Here is a 17526-nt window from a genome sequence, read left to right on the forward strand (position 1 = left end):
CGTTTTCTTGAGCGGTGTAATTCTGAAAGCAGAAACACAGTGCCTGTACCCACCCAGATAAACAGCAAGATCAGGAACAGGCTTTCAGCCGAAATATACGAACCCTCAAACTCAATACTTCGAATAATTATTCGATGATGACCTAATTTGGCACCAGAAGCGGTCGCAAATTCGACCATGTTAACGTTCGAATATTCAGGTGCTGAGTGCTCTAACGCAATCTCGTTATCCGCTAACCACCACGTCATGACTTGCAAGTTTTTGATCGGGATCTCGATCACGCCACCATCGATTCCTGGAGAGAACTCCATCCCATTGTACTTATGTGTGTACTCATCATCGGGAACCGAATAAGCAGGATTGTAATTACGTAGGTACGTTCTCAGACGACCACTAGAATCAGCCTTCGCATGGTAATCAATATTGACTCTAAAGGTGTGGTACTGCGAAAGGTCAAGACCAGTGGTTATATCTGGGCTAATACGAATCGATAGCCCACAGTAAGGCCACGGATATTCGGATTTTTTAAGCTCACAATCGAGAATATACTGCCCATTTTCATAGGACAATTGGGAGGTGCTGACTCCTCTATCAACTTGATCGCTGGTCGCGATAAATTCATATTGTTCAGGAGTAATTGTTGTTATCACACGATTTCCACTTACCTGGTAATACTGCACAATGGCAAGTGTTGCGATAACTAGAAAGATAACAATTTTATGAATCCATTTCACATTTAAGCTTCCGGCTTTTGTTCCCTATAGTTGGGATTTGACGATATAAACAAGCAAAATTAATCATTAGATTGCATACTAACAATTGACTTAAAAACGTTATATCACACCTTAACAAAATGTCATACTATAATTTAGATGGCGTATTTCCAGTCAATTATTCACTGCATGAATCAAGTAATATTGCGTATAAATAGAGGCTCTATTTGTTATACTCATCGCATAATCATCGTTAACCGTAGCGACTGCTTACAAGGCGTTCGAGTCGACGAAATAATAATCAAAATACAACGAGTAATGTCATGTCTTTATTAGCAAAAGGAACACTCAAGAAAATGAGTGCTTCCCTTGATGGTGCGGTTACCTACCGTTTACCTGTAGGGGAAGAGTTTGTAGAGCTAAACCCTCTGATTGGAAAAACCATCAACCTTACCCACACTGGTAATATTTTTTGTTGTTCGTGTGGTAAGAAAACTAAGAAAAGCTACTCTCAAGGCCACTGCTTTGTGTGCATGAAAAAGCTAGCAAGCTGCGACATGTGCATCATGAAGCCTGAGACTTGCCACTACGAACAAGGCACTTGTCGTGAGCCTCAATGGGGTGAAGAAAATTGCTTCGTCGATCACTTCGTTTACCTGTCGAACACATCAAGCCTTAAGGTTGGAATCACTCGCCATACACAAATCCCTACCCGTTGGATTGATCAAGGAGCCACTCAGGGCCTACCTATTTTGAAGGTAAAAACGCGTCGGATCTCTGGCCTTATTGAAGTCGAATTAGCGAAGCACATTGCTGACAAAACCAACTGGCGCACGCTGCTAAAAGGCGACGGTGACGATATGGAGTTGGTTGAAAAAGCCAAAGAACTATTGCCACTTGTAGAAGATAAGATTCAAGAGATCAGAGCGAAATTTGGTGATGATGCTATCGAGGTGCTCAGTGAGAGTATTACTTCATTGAGCTACCCAGTTGAACAGCACCCAGTGAAAATTGTATCGCACAACTTTGATAAGAACCCGGAAGTGACGGGCGTACTTCAAGGCATTAAAGGTCAATACCTTATCCTAGATACTGGCGTGATTAACATCCGTAAATTTGGCTCTTACGAAGTGGAAGTGTCTGCCTAATTTATAGAACTTAAGCGTTTCTCATAGTTAGAGGCGTTTCTTATAGTGAGAAGCGTTCAGTTAATAACCAAAAACTAAAATGCCCTCAAGTGATGACTTGAGGGCATTTTTCGTTGTCGATTCTATTCGTCTTTGGGTGACGGTTTTAGGCGTTAAAGCGCGACTACATCTCCGTCTACGCAATTCTTGCCATTGGCTTTCGCGCGATAAAGAGATTGGTCGGTTAAATTCACGAGTGCGTCAATAGTGACACCGTCTTCACACGCTCGGCTATCGCTGATTCCGATACTCACGCTAGAGTTAAAACGAATTTGTTCACCCACTTTGAACTCGACTTGATTGAACTGTTGGCGAATCTCTTCTGAAACTTCGAGAGCTGTTTCAAGAGACGCATTTGGGATAAATATAATGAACTCTTCACCACCCCAACGGCCTGCTACTCCACCGACTTTCTCGGCATTGCGCTTAGTTATACCAGCCAAAGCACAAATTACCTCATCACCCACCATATGACCATAAGTGTCATTGATCGACTTGAAGTCATCGATATCTAGTAGCATACAGACAAGGTAGTTTTTAGAGAACATATGCTCTCTCAACCATTCATAAATCGCCCTACGATTAAGCAGATCCGTCATTTCATCGTAATTCGCTTGGTGAACCAACTGCTTCTCCAACATCACCTTTTGAGTCACATCTTCGAGTACTACTTGAACGGCCCGCTGACCTTTCCAAGTAATTGCATTATCGTAAATATTAAAGAAGCGATGAACACCGTCAAAGCCAATATTTTCAACCACGGTACTGGTTCCCGACAACTCACCCGACACGATCGCTTGATAGTGTTTATAGATGCCGTCGCTATTCTGCTGTGGTACTAAGTCAAGAATCGAATCCAGCGCTAAGACTTGCTCTATGGAAGATCCACCTTGCAGTTTTACCCAGGATTGATTGACCATCAACGGTTTGAAATCTCGGTGAACCAAGATGCCCTGCCCTGATTGCATGATCATGTCGTGATACATCTTATCTTGCTCACGCACTGCATTTTGCAGCTGAATCGCAGGGGAAAGATCGATAACCGTGACTTGCAGTGCAGGTCTTCCCTGCCACTCCGTCACATGATCGATAGAAAACACGGTAAACTCTCGGCCATTGCGATCAACATTGGTATAGGTGTGAACCTGAGGGTCTCGTTGACCACTGACCGTTTCGAGGTAATTTTGATAGGCTAAAACATGGTACTCTTCTGAGATGAGATCTAGAAAGCTATCGATATCAGAAAGTAGTTCTTCCGGTGATTGGTATCCATAGATGCGAGCATAGTTAGCGTCAACACTCACTACATTCATATCTTGAATCGTTATTACACCGTACGTGGATTCGAAATTTATTGAAGACATTGCCAACTCCGCATTCTCGCTACACTTCATAAGCCGAAGCATAACAACACATCCTGCCAACGCTTCCACACAATCTATCACGCGTTAGGGACATTAATATGATATCTAGTATATCGTACTGCTTTAGGCTTCTCTACAACTCAATCGTAAGCGTAAGTCATCAAAAGTAGACAAATAGCACCTTCTTATTACGCACATCAAAAAACAACAAGGATATTGTATAGCTATGTAAGCATTATCTATTCGGTTATTCATTCCAATCGGAAAAATAAGAAACTAAGAAGTCGATAGCCAGCCTTGCTCTCTGTGGAAGAAAGCGACGGTTTTGATATACGATCCAACTGCTTGTACCTGCTCCCCAATATTCTTCTAGCACTGGAACGAGCTTCCCATTGGCAAGACCGCCATTGAAGCTGCTTTTGGGAAGATAAACAATGCCAAGCCCTTCTTCACAAGCTTTAAGTACCGCACTCGAGTTATTGCTTTTCCAACGCCCATGTACGCGCACCGCGTTTAACGGTTTTCCATCTTTCTCAAACAACCACTGATCACTGTTGGCAATAATACAGCTGTGCCACTTCAACTGTTCAGGCTGTGTTGGAAAACCGAATTGATCGATGTAGTTCTGACTCGCGGCCGCTGCCATTGGGCGATCCACCAGCTTCCTTGCCACCAAACCAGAATCATCAAGTCGACCATAGCGAATCGCGAAATCAATACCATCTTCGATGAAGTTAACCATATTGGTATTGAAGTTCATTTCGATAGTCAGATCAGGGTGATCTTTCGCAAATTCCATCAGCGCCGCGGCAACATGATTTTCAGCAAACGCACCCGCAGCACTCACACGCAAAGTACCGCTAAGCTGAGTTTGTTGAGACGTGACTTGTTCATTCGCCTGTTGCAGCCCGATAACCAGATCTTTGCATTGCTGATAATAGGTATGCCCCGACTCGGTCAAACTCACCATACGAGTGGATCGAGCCAGTAAAGCCACACCCACCCGCTCTTCTAATCTCGATACTTGGCGACTGACATGACTGGTACTGCACCCCAGCTGTTTTGCTGCTGCAGAAAAGCCGTGGCACTCTGCTACCGCCACAAATTCATTAATACCTTCAAAGCTATCCATACTTCACCTGTTTACATCTAACGAGTTCACATCCGACTAATTCACATCCACTATTGCTATATAGCAATAATGTTTTGCCTACTCGGCATATTATCACTCAAATGGTTTACTACTAGTATTACAGGTAACGAAACAGCGGTATCTAAATTGAAAGCTTTGGTTTTCTAAATAAAAGCCACGACGCTGAAACCAAACAAACGTGCTCAAAGGAACGAATCATGAAAAAAATACTAATCCCAGTAACTAACCACGCAACATTAGGCGATACAGACCAAGCGAACGGTACTTACGCTCCAGAACTGACTCATGCACTGAAAGAGATCATTGCTGCGGGTTTTGAGTACGACATCGCGTCTATCAAGGGTGGTAAAGGTCCACTGTATGGAACCGATATTGAAGGTGATTCAGTAAACGCAGAGATCTTGGCTGACGATGACTTCCAGAACCGTATTAACAACACGATTCCTGTAAGCCAAGTAAACGTAGAAAGCTACGATGCCATCTTCTACCCAGGTGGATTCGGCCTACTTTCTGACCTAGCAACCGACAAGCAATTCGCAACGATTGCAGCTAAACATTATGAAGATGGCGGTGTGATCGCATCAGTATGTCACGGCCCAGCAGCACTGCTTCCGATTGTTCTAAGCAATGGCGAGAAGCTACTAAGCTCTAAATCGGTGACTGGCTTTACTCGTGAAGAAGAGATCGACTTTGGCACCATCAACGACATTCCGTTTCTACTAGAAGAGTCTCTTGCTCGCAGCGCTGCGCGTTTCAACAAGGTTCAACCTTGGCATGAGCTTGTAATTGTTGATGAGCGAGTGATTACCGGTCAGAACCCAACCAGTGCGCACGCAGTAGGTGCAGCTCTCGTTAAGCAGTTGTCTTAGTTAAGTCATGGAGTTAATCGAGTAACGGTTTTAGTCTTAGTAACCGTCCTAATAGAATAACTGCCGTTAAACAGATATAAGCTCGATCAAATAAAAAGAGCATACTTCCTACTCAATATTTTTGAGAGAAGTATGCTCTTTTCTAATTCTGTAGCTATTAAGTGCTAGTGGCTTCGTAAGATCCCTTCAAGCACATTGAACAACAAGTCGATCTCTTCAATCGAGTTATAATGCATACAACCAATACGCACCACGCCCTGCTCTTCAATACCCAACTGTTTCACCAGCCCTAATGCGTAGAAGTGACCATTCCAAACACAGATATTATGCTCGCCCAACTTCTTAGCGATGAACTCTGGCGAGTGATTATCAAAGGTAATCGCAAACGTTGGGGTTCTTAGATTCGAATCAAACTCGGTTTTCCCATAAAGTTTTGCACCTTCAAGGTCGGCCAAGCGCTTAAGAAAGTACTCACTAAGTTGGCTTTCATGCTTATTATACAGCGCGTAGCTTTGCTCTAAACGAGAACGCAATGAATCGGCGGGATCGCCTAACTGCGCCAAGTAATCCACCGCCGCAATCACACCGGCAAGGCCTTCGAAGCTTTGCGTACCTGTCTCAAATCGACCTGGGCCGATATTGGTTGCAGGCTCTACTTTGTAAGGCTTTAAAGTGTGTAACCATTGAGGCGCAACATAAGCAATGCCAACATGCGGGCCGAAGAACTTATACGCTGAACACGCTAAGAAATCACAATTCAATTGCTGAACATCAATCAAGTGGTGTGGCGCGTAATGAACGGCATCGACATAAACCTGCGCACCATGCTGATGTGCAAGCTCGATAACTTTCGCCATGTCAACAATCGAGCCTGTCGTGTTCGAAGCAAACGTCACCGCGACGAGCTTAGTTTTCTCGTTAAGCAGCGATTCAAAATGCGCCATATCCAGACTGCAATCCGACTCATCTACCCGAACTTGGCGAACAATCGCGCCTTTGTCGTCTGCCGCTTGCTGCCAGCTCGATACATTTGAGTAATGGTCTAACGCCGTGACGATAACTTCATCGCCCTCTTTCCAATTGCGGCTGATCGCTCGGCTCAATTGGAAGGTCAACGACGTCATGTTCGCACCGAACACAACGTTGCCAGAAGACTCCGCATTAAGCAGTGCTTGTGCGGCTTCTCGCGCTTGCTGCATTAAGCTTGTGGTCTTTTGGCTAGAAAAATAGTGTCCGCCTAGATTTGAATTAAAATGCCCTAGGTATTCGGTCATCGAAGCTAAAACATTCTCAGGCACCTGAGAACCACCCGGACCATCAAAGAAAGTGACTGGCTTGCCATTATGATATTGACCTAACGCGCTAAACTGTTGGCGCACATCATTAAGAGTGAAGGACATTGCGCGCATCCTTAGCCGTTAATACAAACACATCCATGTAGCCCATCTCGCCATGGTCTATGGTGCGAATCGGTTGTGCATTGTGCCAAAGCTTACTATCAGCAAGCATTGCCACTTCGCCATCGCCTAACACTTTTCTAAAGAATGGGGCTTCGTGGCTATCTTGATAAAGCATCACTTCACCACCAACGATGTTGTGACGAGTAACACCAATGATCGCGATGTGGTCAAAACCGTCTTGGTGAACACCTTCTGGTGCAACCTGAGTTTCTTCAAAAATAGCGGCGATGCGGATTTGATGGATTTCGATTTCTTGTCCGTCTTCAAGCCCGTTGGTTTCAATAAACAGTTCACACATTTCCTGCATGCCCTCACTGCTTAGAATATTCGCTTCAATCGGCTCGAACTGACGAACAACATCACCTTGAAAGTGATTAATGTTTTCAGACTGAACAAAGTTATGTTTGTCTAGCTCAACGACTTGTCCATTACTGAATTCAACCACTGAGTACCTTCTCAATCGGAACTGGCCATCTGCATGCTCTGTGCTTGGTAGCTTAGAGAATGATGGTGACAACTCCTTAACTGCATGGTTACTGAGGTGGGTAATATGTAGTGTATTTTCGTGAGCATGTAACATCATCGACTCCTTAATGATTGTTAATTAACTTTCGATATTTAACGTTTTATTTACATAAAGGATACTTGAAGATCTTGCCAAATCAACATTAAACAATCATTTATCCCGTCAGATTTAATAATTCAGACACTAAATCCAATCTAGAAATAAAAAGCAGTGTATAACACCAAGATGAAAGATGACCAACTCTTAAAACTAGCACACTCCACTAGCCAGTTATAAATACCTACAATTTAAATAATAACGATATTATTGACTAGAAAGACAAGTTTCATATTGTGTCGGCCCTTTCACTTCAATACGCCAGCCTCCTTGCATGAACTCAGGCACCACGGTTGCCATCATTCATTTCTATGATTTGCACATCGAAATACGATCTACCTATCAGTCGCCAAGCTATTGATTATTTACACAACAAACTGAAATTGGTTAATTTATCAGTAAGCCAGAAACCAAACGCCTTTGCTTGCGCGTCTGGAACAGGTCGAGTTCGGGGGGAACTCGGCCGCCCTTAAATCAATTTGTGTTTTTTCGCTAGCATTACATTTAGGTATTCCACCTTAATTCCTTATCTTTTTAATTCTTCAAATTTGTCGTTAAATGCGCTCAAGACACAATCTTAAATTTTATTTAACTCAGATACATCAATCCTTTCACTAGAAGAGTCTCTGGTTCTTGTAAAGCTCAATATAAAACGAGTCTATGCTTTAGTGCGAACACTCGTGTAGTAAATATGGTGATATGTTAAGGCTAATAAAATTTTTGTTCACAGTATGTTGATACTTCGGATTGCATCATTGCTAACCAAAGCCAAGAATAGTAAATTCGCGATCAGGTTTAGGCTCGACATCAAAGTTATTTATGAGGGCATTAACATCGACTAGATAAGTGGAACCAACAAACACCGCTTCAATCGTGTAGGTACGAGCTTTTGTCCCTATAACTTTAATGTGTGGTAATCGCTTACCACCATCAAAAAAGGTCGAGAGGATATTGAGATTATGCCCGCTCCATATAGCGTACCTGGACTGTTATTTGCACGTCAAAAATCCACTAACTACAGAAAAATAAAAATTAGGCAATGACAATAAAATTAGTTATGGAATTGGACGCTCAGGCCCTGTTCGCACTCCACACCAAAATCATGCGATCTTAGAACCGCGTTTCATTCTGGTGGTTGATTTAGAGATCGTCCGAGAACGTTTATATACAAAAAATTAAAGACGTACAGCTCAAGTAGTGTATCATTCCCAGTTCGATTATCACCTTGTAACGTCCCTATGCTATTCAGTTCTATAAATTTCATATTCATCTTTTTACCCATCTGCTTTTGTATATATTTCATACTAGCAAAGTATCGACTATATACTTGTGCGAAGATGTGGTTAGTGGTTGCTAGTCTTATATTTTATGCTAGATGGGAGCCATCCTACCTTCCCATAATTCTCGGCTCGTTGGCATTCAACTTTGCTTTAGGAAGTCATCTAATCAAGAAAGATAAAGGCATTAAAAAGTCGTCTCTTTTGGCTTTTGGAGTGATAACAAACATAGCTTTACTTGGCTACTTTAAGTACACCAACTTTATTATTGGGAATGTGAATTTATTATTATCCCAGCCATTGGAAAATACTAACATCGCTCTTCCACTCGCTATTAGTTTTTTCACATTTCAGCAAATAGCGTACTTAGTTGACAGCTACAGAAAAGAAACTAAAGAATATGACCTCTTGAACTACTCGCTATTTGTGACTTTTTTCCCACAATTAATTGCGGGTCCGATAGTTCATCATAAAGAAATGATGCCGCAATTTAATTCAAAATGGAATCTTGCTCCTAGAAGAAAAAACATCTCGCTTGGTTTATTTATATTTTCTATCGGCTTATTTAAGAAAATTGCCATAGCTGATACATTTTCTATATGGGCTGATGCAGGGTTCTATAACTCCGCGACATTATCATTCTACGAAGCTTGGCTAACGAGCTTGAGCTACTCTTTTCAGTTGTACTTTGACTTCAGTGGTTACTGCGATATGGCGATGGGTGCTGCGTTGCTATTTAATATAAAGCTACCAATCAACTTTAACTCGCCTTATAAATCATTAGATATCCAAGACTTTTGGCGTAGATGGCACATAACATTAGGAAGGTTCCTTAAGGATTACATTTACATCCCTCTTGGTGGGAGTAAGAAAAAAGAACTAACGACTTACAGCAACCTTTTCATTACATTTCTAATTGGTGGGTTATGGCATGGTGCTAGCTGGATGTTTGTTATCTGGGGAGCGTTACATGGCATGGCTCTCGTATTGCACAGAATATGGAAATCTGTTGGCGGAAACATGCCAACATGGTTAGCTTGGCTGACAACGTTTATATTCATCAATATGACATGGGTCTTTTTTAGGGCGGAAAACCTTACAACCGCCGTAAACCTATTATCTAGTATGATCGGGCTCAATCTAATCGACAAACCAATAGAGGGAATACCTTCTAACAAATTGTCATGGATTGGCACTAATTTTGACCTTCTATTTGGTATTCTTCCTAATATGGTAGCCGTAAATGCAATCCCATTCTCTACCATCTCTTTTTCTTTTTATCTATTGTCTAAAACTAATTCATATGAATTGATACAAAGAGGTGTTGGGATAGGAAAAATGATTTCAGCGGCCTTTTTGTTTGCAGCATCCATTTACATTATCAGAAGCTCATCTTCAAGTGTGTTTCTATATTTCAACTTTTAATAAGGAAAATCTCATTGAACAATAGAGTCAACATTAAAATATTTTTCTTATTAATCAGTGTTATTTTATCAATACTGCCGATTGTAAATATTTTTTCAGGTGGATTTACAAAGGAAAATCTAACTAATACAAAGTTCCTTTATTCACTTGATGTTATTGAAGGGAAAATAAACCCATATTTAGTTCCTCTAGGGGTAAGCATCAAACCTAACTCCGTTGTTGTTGGGAAAGATGGGTGGTTCTTTTTAGGCGATGACCACCAAAAAACAATTTCAGCTTACCGTACAGGCTTTCAAACTGTAGAAGTTCAGGAACGCTCAGCAGTAATCATAGAATCACAGACACTCTGGAAAAAGTACTTTCAAAAGAACGGTGTAACAGACTATAAAATATTAGTCGGGCCAAATAAGAGTACAATTTACAACGAATATCTACCTCTATGGGCAAAAACCAGTAGCGAATCGATATCGCATACGCTGTATGACAATGATATCTACATCGACATCAGGCATACAATATCTGACGCTATAAATACTCAAGATTTATACTACAAGACTGATACGCATTGGAATTATTACGGTGCGGGAGTTGCTTTCAATGAGTTTATGTTACGAATCAATAATGAAGGCCTAGTTTTACCTCCTCTTAATTGGAGTAATGTCATACGGAATGATTCATATATCCATGGTGACCTTACAAGATTTCTCCGAGTTGGCAGTCTATATTCTGATCCTAATCCAATAACAGAAGCAAACAATTTACAGTTAAGTCATATCATAAGTGATTACAACAAAGATTCGGTGGTATACAAAGGCACAGCACCATTATATGGGCATAGGGATGACCTGTACTTAATCACAACACCAAAGGCACTCAATAACAAAAAAGTATTATGGTTAAGTGATTCATACGGGAACGCTTTAGCTCCTTATATGACAGCTACCTTTAGCCATATTTTGAAGCAAAACTGGAGTAAACTTTTAGGTACACAAGCGCTCGAACAGTTAATTCAAGAATGGAAACCGGATTACGTTTTTGTCACAGTTGTTGAACGCTATTCACTTGATGATTTATTCCAAGCACCTCCACCAATACAACCGTAACCAATATTGACTGGTACTTTCACAAGCCCCACTTGTGGAAGTACCAGTCAAATCAACTTGAAGGTGATGGTTTGAGCACTTCATAAGCCTCAATAAATGCTTTCTGTTTATTTTCATCAAGCTTATGAGACACGCCTTTCGGCATTTTGTAACTGATACCATTTATTCATCCCGACAACACTATATCGCACGCGATAAGCAGTTAAAACATGAGCAATAATCTTCTACGTATGATGATATGTACCCACGGTTAGGTGTGAAATCAAGCTTTGGGGTTGTTGCTCAGATAAGTAACTTCTTGAACCACCATTTTTAGGCTTGAGCTTCTTCGATAGTGAATTGTCTTTGAGATGCTGTCTAACCGTTGTTTCATGGGTAAGCAGTGCATCGGCAATTCCTTCAGGACTCTAACCGTTACTAGCATTGAATACAGCTTTGATACCATCGCGAGTTGTATCGTGTTGGTTAATCAACATAATTTTTTATTCACTGGATAGAGTTATTTTCATGTCACCGAGCATGATCTTGATTTTGGCTAAAATCAAGCAACTTCAGTGGTCACGGCTATATCTGTAGTGGCCCACTAATATTGACTACGATCTTAGAATTTAACCAGAACAATCTTCTGACTCATTGGGTGTCAAACCACCGTTGTATTGGTGCGAGCAGAGCTGACAATAATAAACTATAACGATTAATTACACTTCTGCCCTTGTTTACACTTTTATTGCCTCCATATTTTCCATACAATCCTAAGCGATTATAAATAAAAACAATTTCAATTTCGGAGTCCTCATGAGCGACGTAAAGCACTGTAATTTATTGATTCTTGGTTCTGGCCCTGCTGGCTATACAGCTGCAGTTTACGCTGCTCGTGCAAACCTAAACCCTGTACTAGTTACCGGTATGCAGCAAGGTGGTCAGCTTACAACCACGACAGAAGTAGAAAACTGGCCGGGTGATCCTGAAGGTTTAACGGGTCCAGCTCTAATGGATCGCATGAAAGAGCACGCAGAGCGCTTTGAAACAGAGATCCTGTTCGACCACATTAACGAAGTCGATCTATCAAACCGCCCTTTCCGTCTTAAAGGCGATTCTGGCGAGTACACGTGTGATGCATTGATCATCTCAACGGGCGCATCGGCTAAGTACCTAGGTTTAGAGTCTGAAGAAGCATTCAAAGGCCGTGGCGTTTCTGCTTGTGCAACGTGTGATGGTTTCTTCTACCGCAACCAGAAAGTGGCGGTTGTAGGTGGTGGTAACACGGCTGTTGAAGAAGCACTTTACCTATCGAACATCGCGTCTGAAGTTCACCTAGTTCACCGTCGTGACACGTTCCGCGCTGAAAAGATCCTAGTGAAACGTTTAATGGACAAAGTAGAGAACGGCAACATTGTTCTTCACACTGATCGCACGCTAGACGAAGTTCTAGGCGACGATATGGGCGTAACGGGCGTTCGTATTAAAGATACTCAGTCTGATAAGACAGAAGACATCGAAGTCATGGGCGCATTCATTGCTATCGGTCACCAACCAAACACTGAAATCTTCAAAGGCCAAGTCGACATGAAAGATGACTACATCATCGTTCAGTCTGGTCTTGAAGGTAACGCGACACAGACCAGCATCCCAGGTGTGTTCGCTGCAGGTGATGTAATGGACCACAACTACCGCCAAGCAATCACTTCTGCTGGTACAGGTTGTATGGCTGCACTGGATGCTGAACGCTTCCTAGATGGCCTTAACGATAAGTAAATCTGAGATTGCAGATTTGATTATCGGTGCTCTCGCCTCAGTAGATGCAGGGCGTCATCACATTTTGTTGTAAATCCCTAGAGCCCAGTGGTATATCCACTGGGCTTTCTTTTGTATACTAGCCGCCCTCAACAAATAATAATTATCATTAAGCCTTCATAATGGATAAGAAAAAACAACGCAGCTTGAACAAGTGGCTTAAGCAACAGAGTAAGTTAGCGAAACGCTGGCTTATGATTGCGATTAGCCTTGGCGTACTTTCAAGCGTGTTCTTAATTGCTCAAGCAGCTCTTCTCGCCTCTATTCTTCACCAGCTGATCATCGAAAATGTCGATAAATCTGAACTGGTTGGTCATTTCGCAGGCTTGGCATTATCGGTCGTTGGCCGTGCTGGCTGTACATGGGGACGTGAAATCGCAGGTTATCGCTGTGGTGAACAGATCCGGGTCTACATCAGGCAACTCATCCTAGATAAACTACGTGAGTTAGGCCCTGCTTACATTAAAGGTAAACCTGCCGGTACGTGGGCAACGCTGTTGCTAGAACAAGTAGAAGACATGCAAGACTTCTTCTCTCGTTACCTGCCTCAAATGTCTCTGTCGGTAATGATTCCATTCATTATTTTGGTTGTGGTGTTCCCAGTTAACTGGGCAGCAGGATTGATCTTCTTACTAACTGCTCCACTGGTGCCGATGTTCATGGCACTTGTGGGTATGAAAGCCGCCGATGCAAACCGTAAAAACTTCAAAGCGCTGCAGCGCCTTTCAGGTCACTTTTACGACCGTTTGCAGTCAATGACGACCATTCGTCTATTTGACCGCACCAACGCTGAAACAGAAGTACTTAAAGGTGCATCTGAAGTGTTCAGAACGCGTACCATGGATGTGTTGAAAATCGCTTTCTTGTCTTCTGCGGTACTTGAGTTCTTCACGTCGATCTCTATCGCGATGACCGCGGTTTACTTTGGTTTCACCTACATCGGTGAGCTTAACTTCGGTCACTACGGTGTTGGCATTACTCTATTCGCAGGTTTGTTCATCCTTATCTTGGCGCCAGAGTTTTACCAACCTCTGCGTGACTTAGGTACTTTCTACCATGCGAAGCAACAAGCGGTTGGCGCAGCGGAAAGTATTGTCGAGTTCCTAGAAACCGACATCACTAAGGTTAAATCAGGCGACACTCAACTCGATCCGGCTCAAGGCATCAATATTGAAGCTCAAGATCTCAAAGTGTTAAGCCCTGAAGGTGTTCAATTGGTTGGTCCTATCTCGTTTGCGCTTAACACTCGTCAATCGACTGCGTTAGTTGGCCCAAGTGGTGCGGGTAAAACAAGTTTGATCAATGCCATCCTTGGTTTCATGCCTTATGAAGGAAGCTTGAAAATCAATGGTATTGAATTGCGTGACCTCGACTTAGCCTCTTGGCGTAAAACCATTAGCTGGGTGGGTCAAAACCCATTGTTGTTGCACGGTAGTATTCGTGACAACGTCACTCTAGGTACGCACGATATCGCTGACCAAGTTGTCGAGAATGCACTTGAGCAATCATTTGCTAGCGAGTTCGTTAACGAGCACGGCTTGGATTATATGATTTCTGATCGTTCTGGCGGCCTGTCTGTTGGTCAATCTCAACGTTTGGCACTAGCACGCGCAATGATTCAAGACGGTCAGTTCTGGTTGTTAGATGAACCCACAGCCAGCCTAGATACTCGTAGCGAACAGTTAGTAATGAAAGGTATCAATAGCAACATTGAAAGCCGCACTGCCCTACTTGTGACACACCAACTCGCTCCTCTTAAATCGGTCGATAATATTCTGGTGATGCGCGATGGTGGTCTGGTTGAACAAGGTCATTACTCTCAGCTTTCAACTGCGGGTGGTTTGTTTGAAGAGATGCTGAACGCGAACTTAGCTCAACAAGATAATAAGGGTAATTTAGATGCGTGATTTACTGCCTTACCTGAAACTCTATAAAAAGCATTGGTTTGGCCTATCGCTAGGCATGCTATTGGCTTTTGCTACTCTGTCGGCTTCTATCGGCTTGTTAACGCTATCGGGTTGGTTCATTTCAGCTTCTGCGGTTGCAGGCCTGACGATTGCACGTGAAACCTTCAACTACATGCTACCGGGTGGTGGTGTACGTGGTTTGGCAATGAGCCGTACTGCGGGTCGTTGGGGTGAACGTGTTGTCAGCCACAATGCAACATTCAAACTGTTAACTGATCTGCGTATCTTCTTCTTCAAGAAGCTGGCTCCGCTGATCCCAGGTCGTATCTCAAACCTTCGTGACGCAGACCTACTGAACCGTTTGGTTGCTGATGTAGACGCGATGGATCACGTGTACCTGCGCTTAGTAAGCCCAGTGACGGTGGGTGTGTTCGGGATTTTCTTCCTGACTCTGTTCTTAATGTGGTTCGATAGTTCGCTTGGTTTGATCTTAGGTTCTATCCTTCTGATCATGCTGTTGGTTTGGCCAATCTTGTTCTACAAGCTGGGCAAGCGTAACGGCGGTGAACTGACACAGAACAAAGCTGATCTTCGTGTGACTACGCTAGATTGGATTGAAGGCTACAGCGAACTGACTCTGTTTGGTGCTGAAGAGCGGTACCGTAATGCGATTCTAGAAACGCAACACAAGCTGATGGCGAATCAGTTTGTGAATGCCAACCTAACCGGTATGGCGTCAGCTGCACTAATGCTGTTCAACGGTTTAACGCTTGTTCTTATGCTTTGGCTTGCGGCTGACGGTGTAGGTGGTAATGCACCAGACCCGTTCATCGCGCTAATGGCGTTCGCAACCATGGCAAGTTTTGAACTATTAATGCCTATCGCAGGCGCGTTCCAGCATTTAGGTCAAACTCTATCTTCTGCTCGTCGCTTGAACGAAGTGATTCTGTCGGAACCTGAAGTTCAGTTTGCTGAAGAGAAACTCGACATCAACAAGCCGCTGGATATTACGTTCTCAAACGTGACGTTCAACTACCCTGATTCTGAGCGTAGTGTTCTGAACGCTGTTGACCTAACGATCCCGGCAACAAACAAGGTTGCGATTGTTGGTCAAACGGGTTCAGGTAAATCGACTCTGATCCAGCTTCTGACTCGCTACTGGGATCCTAAAAAGGGCTATATCTCAATCGCGGGCATTGAACTGACGCAGTGGAACGAATCACAGCTTCGTGAATCAATCAGTGTAGTAAGCCAACGTGTCGACATTCTAAATGGTACTTTGCGTGACAACTTGTTGATTGCGAAACCAGATGCCAACGATGAGCACCTAGCTAACATCCTTAAAGACGTTGGTCTAGAAAAGCTGCTTGAGAATGACGGTCTTGATAGCTGGTTGGGTGACGGTGGTCGTCAACTGTCTGGTGGTGAGAAGCGCCGTATTGGTATCGCACGTGCCATTCTTCATGATGCACCTATCCTGCTTCTTGATGAGCCAACAGAAGGCTTAGATAAGCAAACCGAGCAGAGCATCATGGCGCTGTTCGAGAAGCACTTCGAAGGCAAGACGGTTATCTTCATTACGCACCGTTTGATTGGTCTGGAGTCGATGGATTCGATCGTTCTGATTGAACAAGGCGAGATTGTAGAACACGGCTCTCACGAGAAACTGTTAAACGAAGAAGGACGTTATTTCCAACTTCGTCAGGCAATCTAGCTCCTCATAAGTCATAAAGAAAACCATTCAAAGCCCGAGTTTATACTCGGGCTTTTTAGTGTCTTTATGTTTTTGTATCTTCACTCTTGGGCAATCTATTAGGCAAGTTTGGTTTTAAGCCTCTTTACTAAATCACTGACTTATCGAATTGGTTTTAAACAAAGTTCTGTTTGAGCTTCTCTTCCAGCGCTTGGACGCAAAGTTTGATGGCAATCGGTGTGTTTGAAGCGAATGGATTCAATGCATAAACCGTGTTAGTGGGTAATTGAAAGCTAGGCATGATGTCGATAACCTCATTCGATAACTGAGATAGGTAGAAGTCTGGGATCACACCGATACCGACACCAGATTTGATCAACGCGAGACAACTATGAAAGGAGTTCGTAGTGCAGCTTGCTTGTTGTTGGTAAATAAAGTTTTGATCTGTTTGAGAAGTAAAGTGATGAGAGACTTGCTTACCTTGCCATGAGTTAGCAATGTAAGGAATAGATTCAAGCTCACGAGAACGCATGCTTTCAACGCCACACAACACGTCTTTAAACTCGCCCAAGCGTTTCTGCTTTAGGTTACTGTCACGAGAAGTTCCTACTCGTACTGCGAGATCAATATCGTGTTCCATGAAATCTAAGTGCTGATCATCGCTTATCAGCTCGGGTTTTAGCTTGGGATATTGCTTCATTAGATCTGCGACAACAGGGGCAACGAGCAAGTCCATAAGAGCATTCGGTGCAGTAATACGAATTCGACCTTGTGGCTCCTCTAGCTCAGCTTTGGCCATATCCCAAGCCGAGTCAGCAATCACGTTGATGTCTTTGCAACTTAAATAGAAACGCTCACCCATACTGGTCAGAGATTGCCTCCGTGTTGTGCGTTTGAGAAGTGAAGCACCTAGTTCTTGTTCCAGAATTTTGAGGTGCTGACTGACGACGGACTTGGAT

Annotated in this window: 14 protein-coding genes and 1 pseudogene; 7 read left to right on the plus strand and 8 right to left on the minus strand. The window is 43.0% G+C overall.

From position 1 onward, the window contains the following. Positions 1-734: pseudogene (locus AB4232_RS18900) on the minus strand (GGDEF domain-containing protein); the annotation flags it as partial. A gap of 302 nt (positions 735-1036) precedes the next feature. On the opposite strand from AB4232_RS18900, the gene AB4232_RS18905 reads away from it, so the two are divergent. Next, the gene (locus AB4232_RS18905) at positions 1037-1861 is read left to right on the plus strand and encodes a DUF2797 domain-containing protein (RefSeq protein ID WP_372087746.1); all 825 of its coding nucleotides are present in this window, start codon (positions 1037-1039) and stop codon (positions 1859-1861) included. Between the two features lie 152 nt (positions 1862-2013). On the opposite strand, the gene AB4232_RS18910 is transcribed toward AB4232_RS18905, so the two are convergent. Both AB4232_RS18910 and AB4232_RS18915 read right to left on the minus strand, forming a co-directional pair. Beyond that, complete coding sequence (locus tag AB4232_RS18910; protein ID WP_371703257.1) at positions 2014-3264, minus strand: diguanylate cyclase; 1251 nt, start codon at positions 3262-3264, stop codon at positions 2014-2016. 247 nt (positions 3265-3511) lie between these two features. Continuing rightward, positions 3512-4396: a LysR family transcriptional regulator gene (locus AB4232_RS18915; protein WP_372087747.1), complete on the minus strand. Its 885-nt coding sequence runs from the start codon at positions 4394-4396 to the stop codon at positions 3512-3514. Between the two features lie 218 nt (positions 4397-4614). Between AB4232_RS18915 and AB4232_RS18920 the strand changes: the two genes are divergently transcribed. Then, positions 4615-5286, plus strand: a complete 672-nt coding sequence (locus AB4232_RS18920; protein ID WP_372087748.1) for a type 1 glutamine amidotransferase domain-containing protein — start codon at positions 4615-4617, stop codon at positions 5284-5286. Between the two features lie 164 nt (positions 5287-5450). On the opposite strand, the gene AB4232_RS18925 is transcribed toward AB4232_RS18920, so the two are convergent. The 3 genes from AB4232_RS18925 to AB4232_RS18935 all read right to left on the minus strand — a co-directional run bounded on the left by AB4232_RS18925 (position 5451) and on the right by AB4232_RS18935 (position 8342). After that, positions 5451-6686, minus strand: coding sequence for a cysteine desulfurase-like protein (locus AB4232_RS18925; protein WP_372087749.1), 1236 nt, complete (start codon positions 6684-6686; stop codon positions 5451-5453). Beyond that, positions 6670-7326, minus strand: a complete 657-nt coding sequence (locus AB4232_RS18930; protein WP_029223059.1) for a 2OG-Fe dioxygenase family protein — start codon at positions 7324-7326, stop codon at positions 6670-6672. Before AB4232_RS18930 ends, AB4232_RS18925 begins: the two co-directional genes overlap by 17 nt. Before the next feature lie 800 nt (positions 7327-8126). After that, positions 8127-8342: a DNA circularization N-terminal domain-containing protein gene (locus AB4232_RS18935; protein ID WP_372087755.1), complete on the minus strand. Its 216-nt coding sequence runs from the start codon at positions 8340-8342 to the stop codon at positions 8127-8129. Positions 8343-8714: 372 nt separating this feature from the next. Between AB4232_RS18935 and AB4232_RS18940 the strand changes: the two genes are divergently transcribed. Both AB4232_RS18940 and AB4232_RS18945 read left to right on the plus strand, forming a co-directional pair. Beyond that, a complete protein-coding gene (locus tag AB4232_RS18940; RefSeq protein WP_276605731.1) occupies positions 8715-10070 on the plus strand; it encodes an MBOAT family protein in 1356 nt (451 codons plus the stop codon). A 14-nt stretch (positions 10071-10084) separates the two neighbouring features. Beyond that, positions 10085-11173 carry an alginate O-acetyltransferase AlgX-related protein gene (locus AB4232_RS18945; protein ID WP_372087750.1) on the plus strand — a complete coding sequence of 363 codons (1089 nt, stop codon included), beginning with the start codon at positions 10085-10087 and terminating at the stop codon, positions 11171-11173. A 52-nt stretch (positions 11174-11225) separates the two neighbouring features. On the opposite strand, the gene AB4232_RS18950 is transcribed toward AB4232_RS18945, so the two are convergent. Next, positions 11226-11318, minus strand: a complete 93-nt coding sequence (locus tag AB4232_RS18950; RefSeq protein WP_372087751.1) for a hypothetical protein — start codon at positions 11316-11318, stop codon at positions 11226-11228. A gap of 650 nt (positions 11319-11968) precedes the next feature. Here AB4232_RS18950 and trxB point away from each other — a divergent pair. From trxB to cydC, 3 genes are all read left to right on the plus strand, one after another. Beyond that, positions 11969-12928, plus strand: a complete 960-nt coding sequence (trxB, locus tag AB4232_RS18955; protein ID WP_061021606.1) for a thioredoxin-disulfide reductase — start codon at positions 11969-11971, stop codon at positions 12926-12928. Between the two features lie 161 nt (positions 12929-13089). After that, on the plus strand, positions 13090-14874 hold the full coding sequence (gene cydD / locus AB4232_RS18960) for a heme ABC transporter permease/ATP-binding protein CydD (protein ID WP_372087752.1): 1785 nt from the start codon (positions 13090-13092) through the stop codon (positions 14872-14874). Continuing rightward, on the plus strand, positions 14867-16588 hold the full coding sequence (gene cydC / locus AB4232_RS18965; RefSeq protein ID WP_372087753.1) for a heme ABC transporter ATP-binding protein/permease CydC: 1722 nt from the start codon (positions 14867-14869) through the stop codon (positions 16586-16588). The genes cydD and cydC overlap by 8 nt, the downstream gene beginning before the upstream one ends. A 154-nt stretch (positions 16589-16742) precedes the next feature. Here cydC and AB4232_RS18970 read toward each other — a convergent pair. Beyond that, positions 16743-17526 (minus strand): LysR family transcriptional regulator (locus AB4232_RS18970; RefSeq protein WP_372087754.1); only part of this gene is annotated, 784 nt, incomplete at its 5' end.

Origin of the sequence: Vibrio sp. 10N.286.46.A8 (genome assembly GCF_041470165.1) — a bacterium.
Taxonomy (GTDB): Bacteria; Pseudomonadota; Gammaproteobacteria; order Enterobacterales; family Vibrionaceae; genus Vibrio; species Vibrio tasmaniensis_A.

Excerpts from the sequence above, each read along its gene's own strand:
- AB4232_RS18920 (WP_372087748.1), top strand. The coding sequence starts at position 4,615 with ATGAAAAAAATACTAATCCCAGTAACTAACCACGCAACATTAGGCGAT.
- AB4232_RS18950 (WP_372087751.1), bottom strand. The coding sequence starts at position 11,318 with ATGCCGAAAGGCGTGTCTCATAAGCTTGATGAAAATAAACAGAAAGCA.
- AB4232_RS18915 (WP_372087747.1), bottom strand. The coding sequence starts at position 4,396 with ATGGATAGCTTTGAAGGTATTAATGAATTTGTGGCGGTAGCAGAGTGC.
- AB4232_RS18925 (WP_372087749.1), bottom strand. The coding sequence starts at position 6,686 with ATGTCCTTCACTCTTAATGATGTGCGCCAACAGTTTAGCGCGTTAGGT.
- AB4232_RS18910 (WP_371703257.1), bottom strand. The coding sequence starts at position 3,264 with ATGTCTTCAATAAATTTCGAATCCACGTACGGTGTAATAACGATTCAA.
- AB4232_RS18905 (WP_372087746.1), top strand. The coding sequence starts at position 1,037 with ATGTCTTTATTAGCAAAAGGAACACTCAAGAAAATGAGTGCTTCCCTT.
- AB4232_RS18930 (WP_029223059.1), bottom strand. The coding sequence starts at position 7,326 with ATGTTACATGCTCACGAAAATACACTACATATTACCCACCTCAGTAAC.
- trxB (WP_061021606.1), top strand. The coding sequence starts at position 11,969 with ATGAGCGACGTAAAGCACTGTAATTTATTGATTCTTGGTTCTGGCCCT.
- cydD (WP_372087752.1), top strand. The coding sequence starts at position 13,090 with ATGGATAAGAAAAAACAACGCAGCTTGAACAAGTGGCTTAAGCAACAG.
- cydC (WP_372087753.1), top strand. The coding sequence starts at position 14,867 with ATGCGTGATTTACTGCCTTACCTGAAACTCTATAAAAAGCATTGGTTT.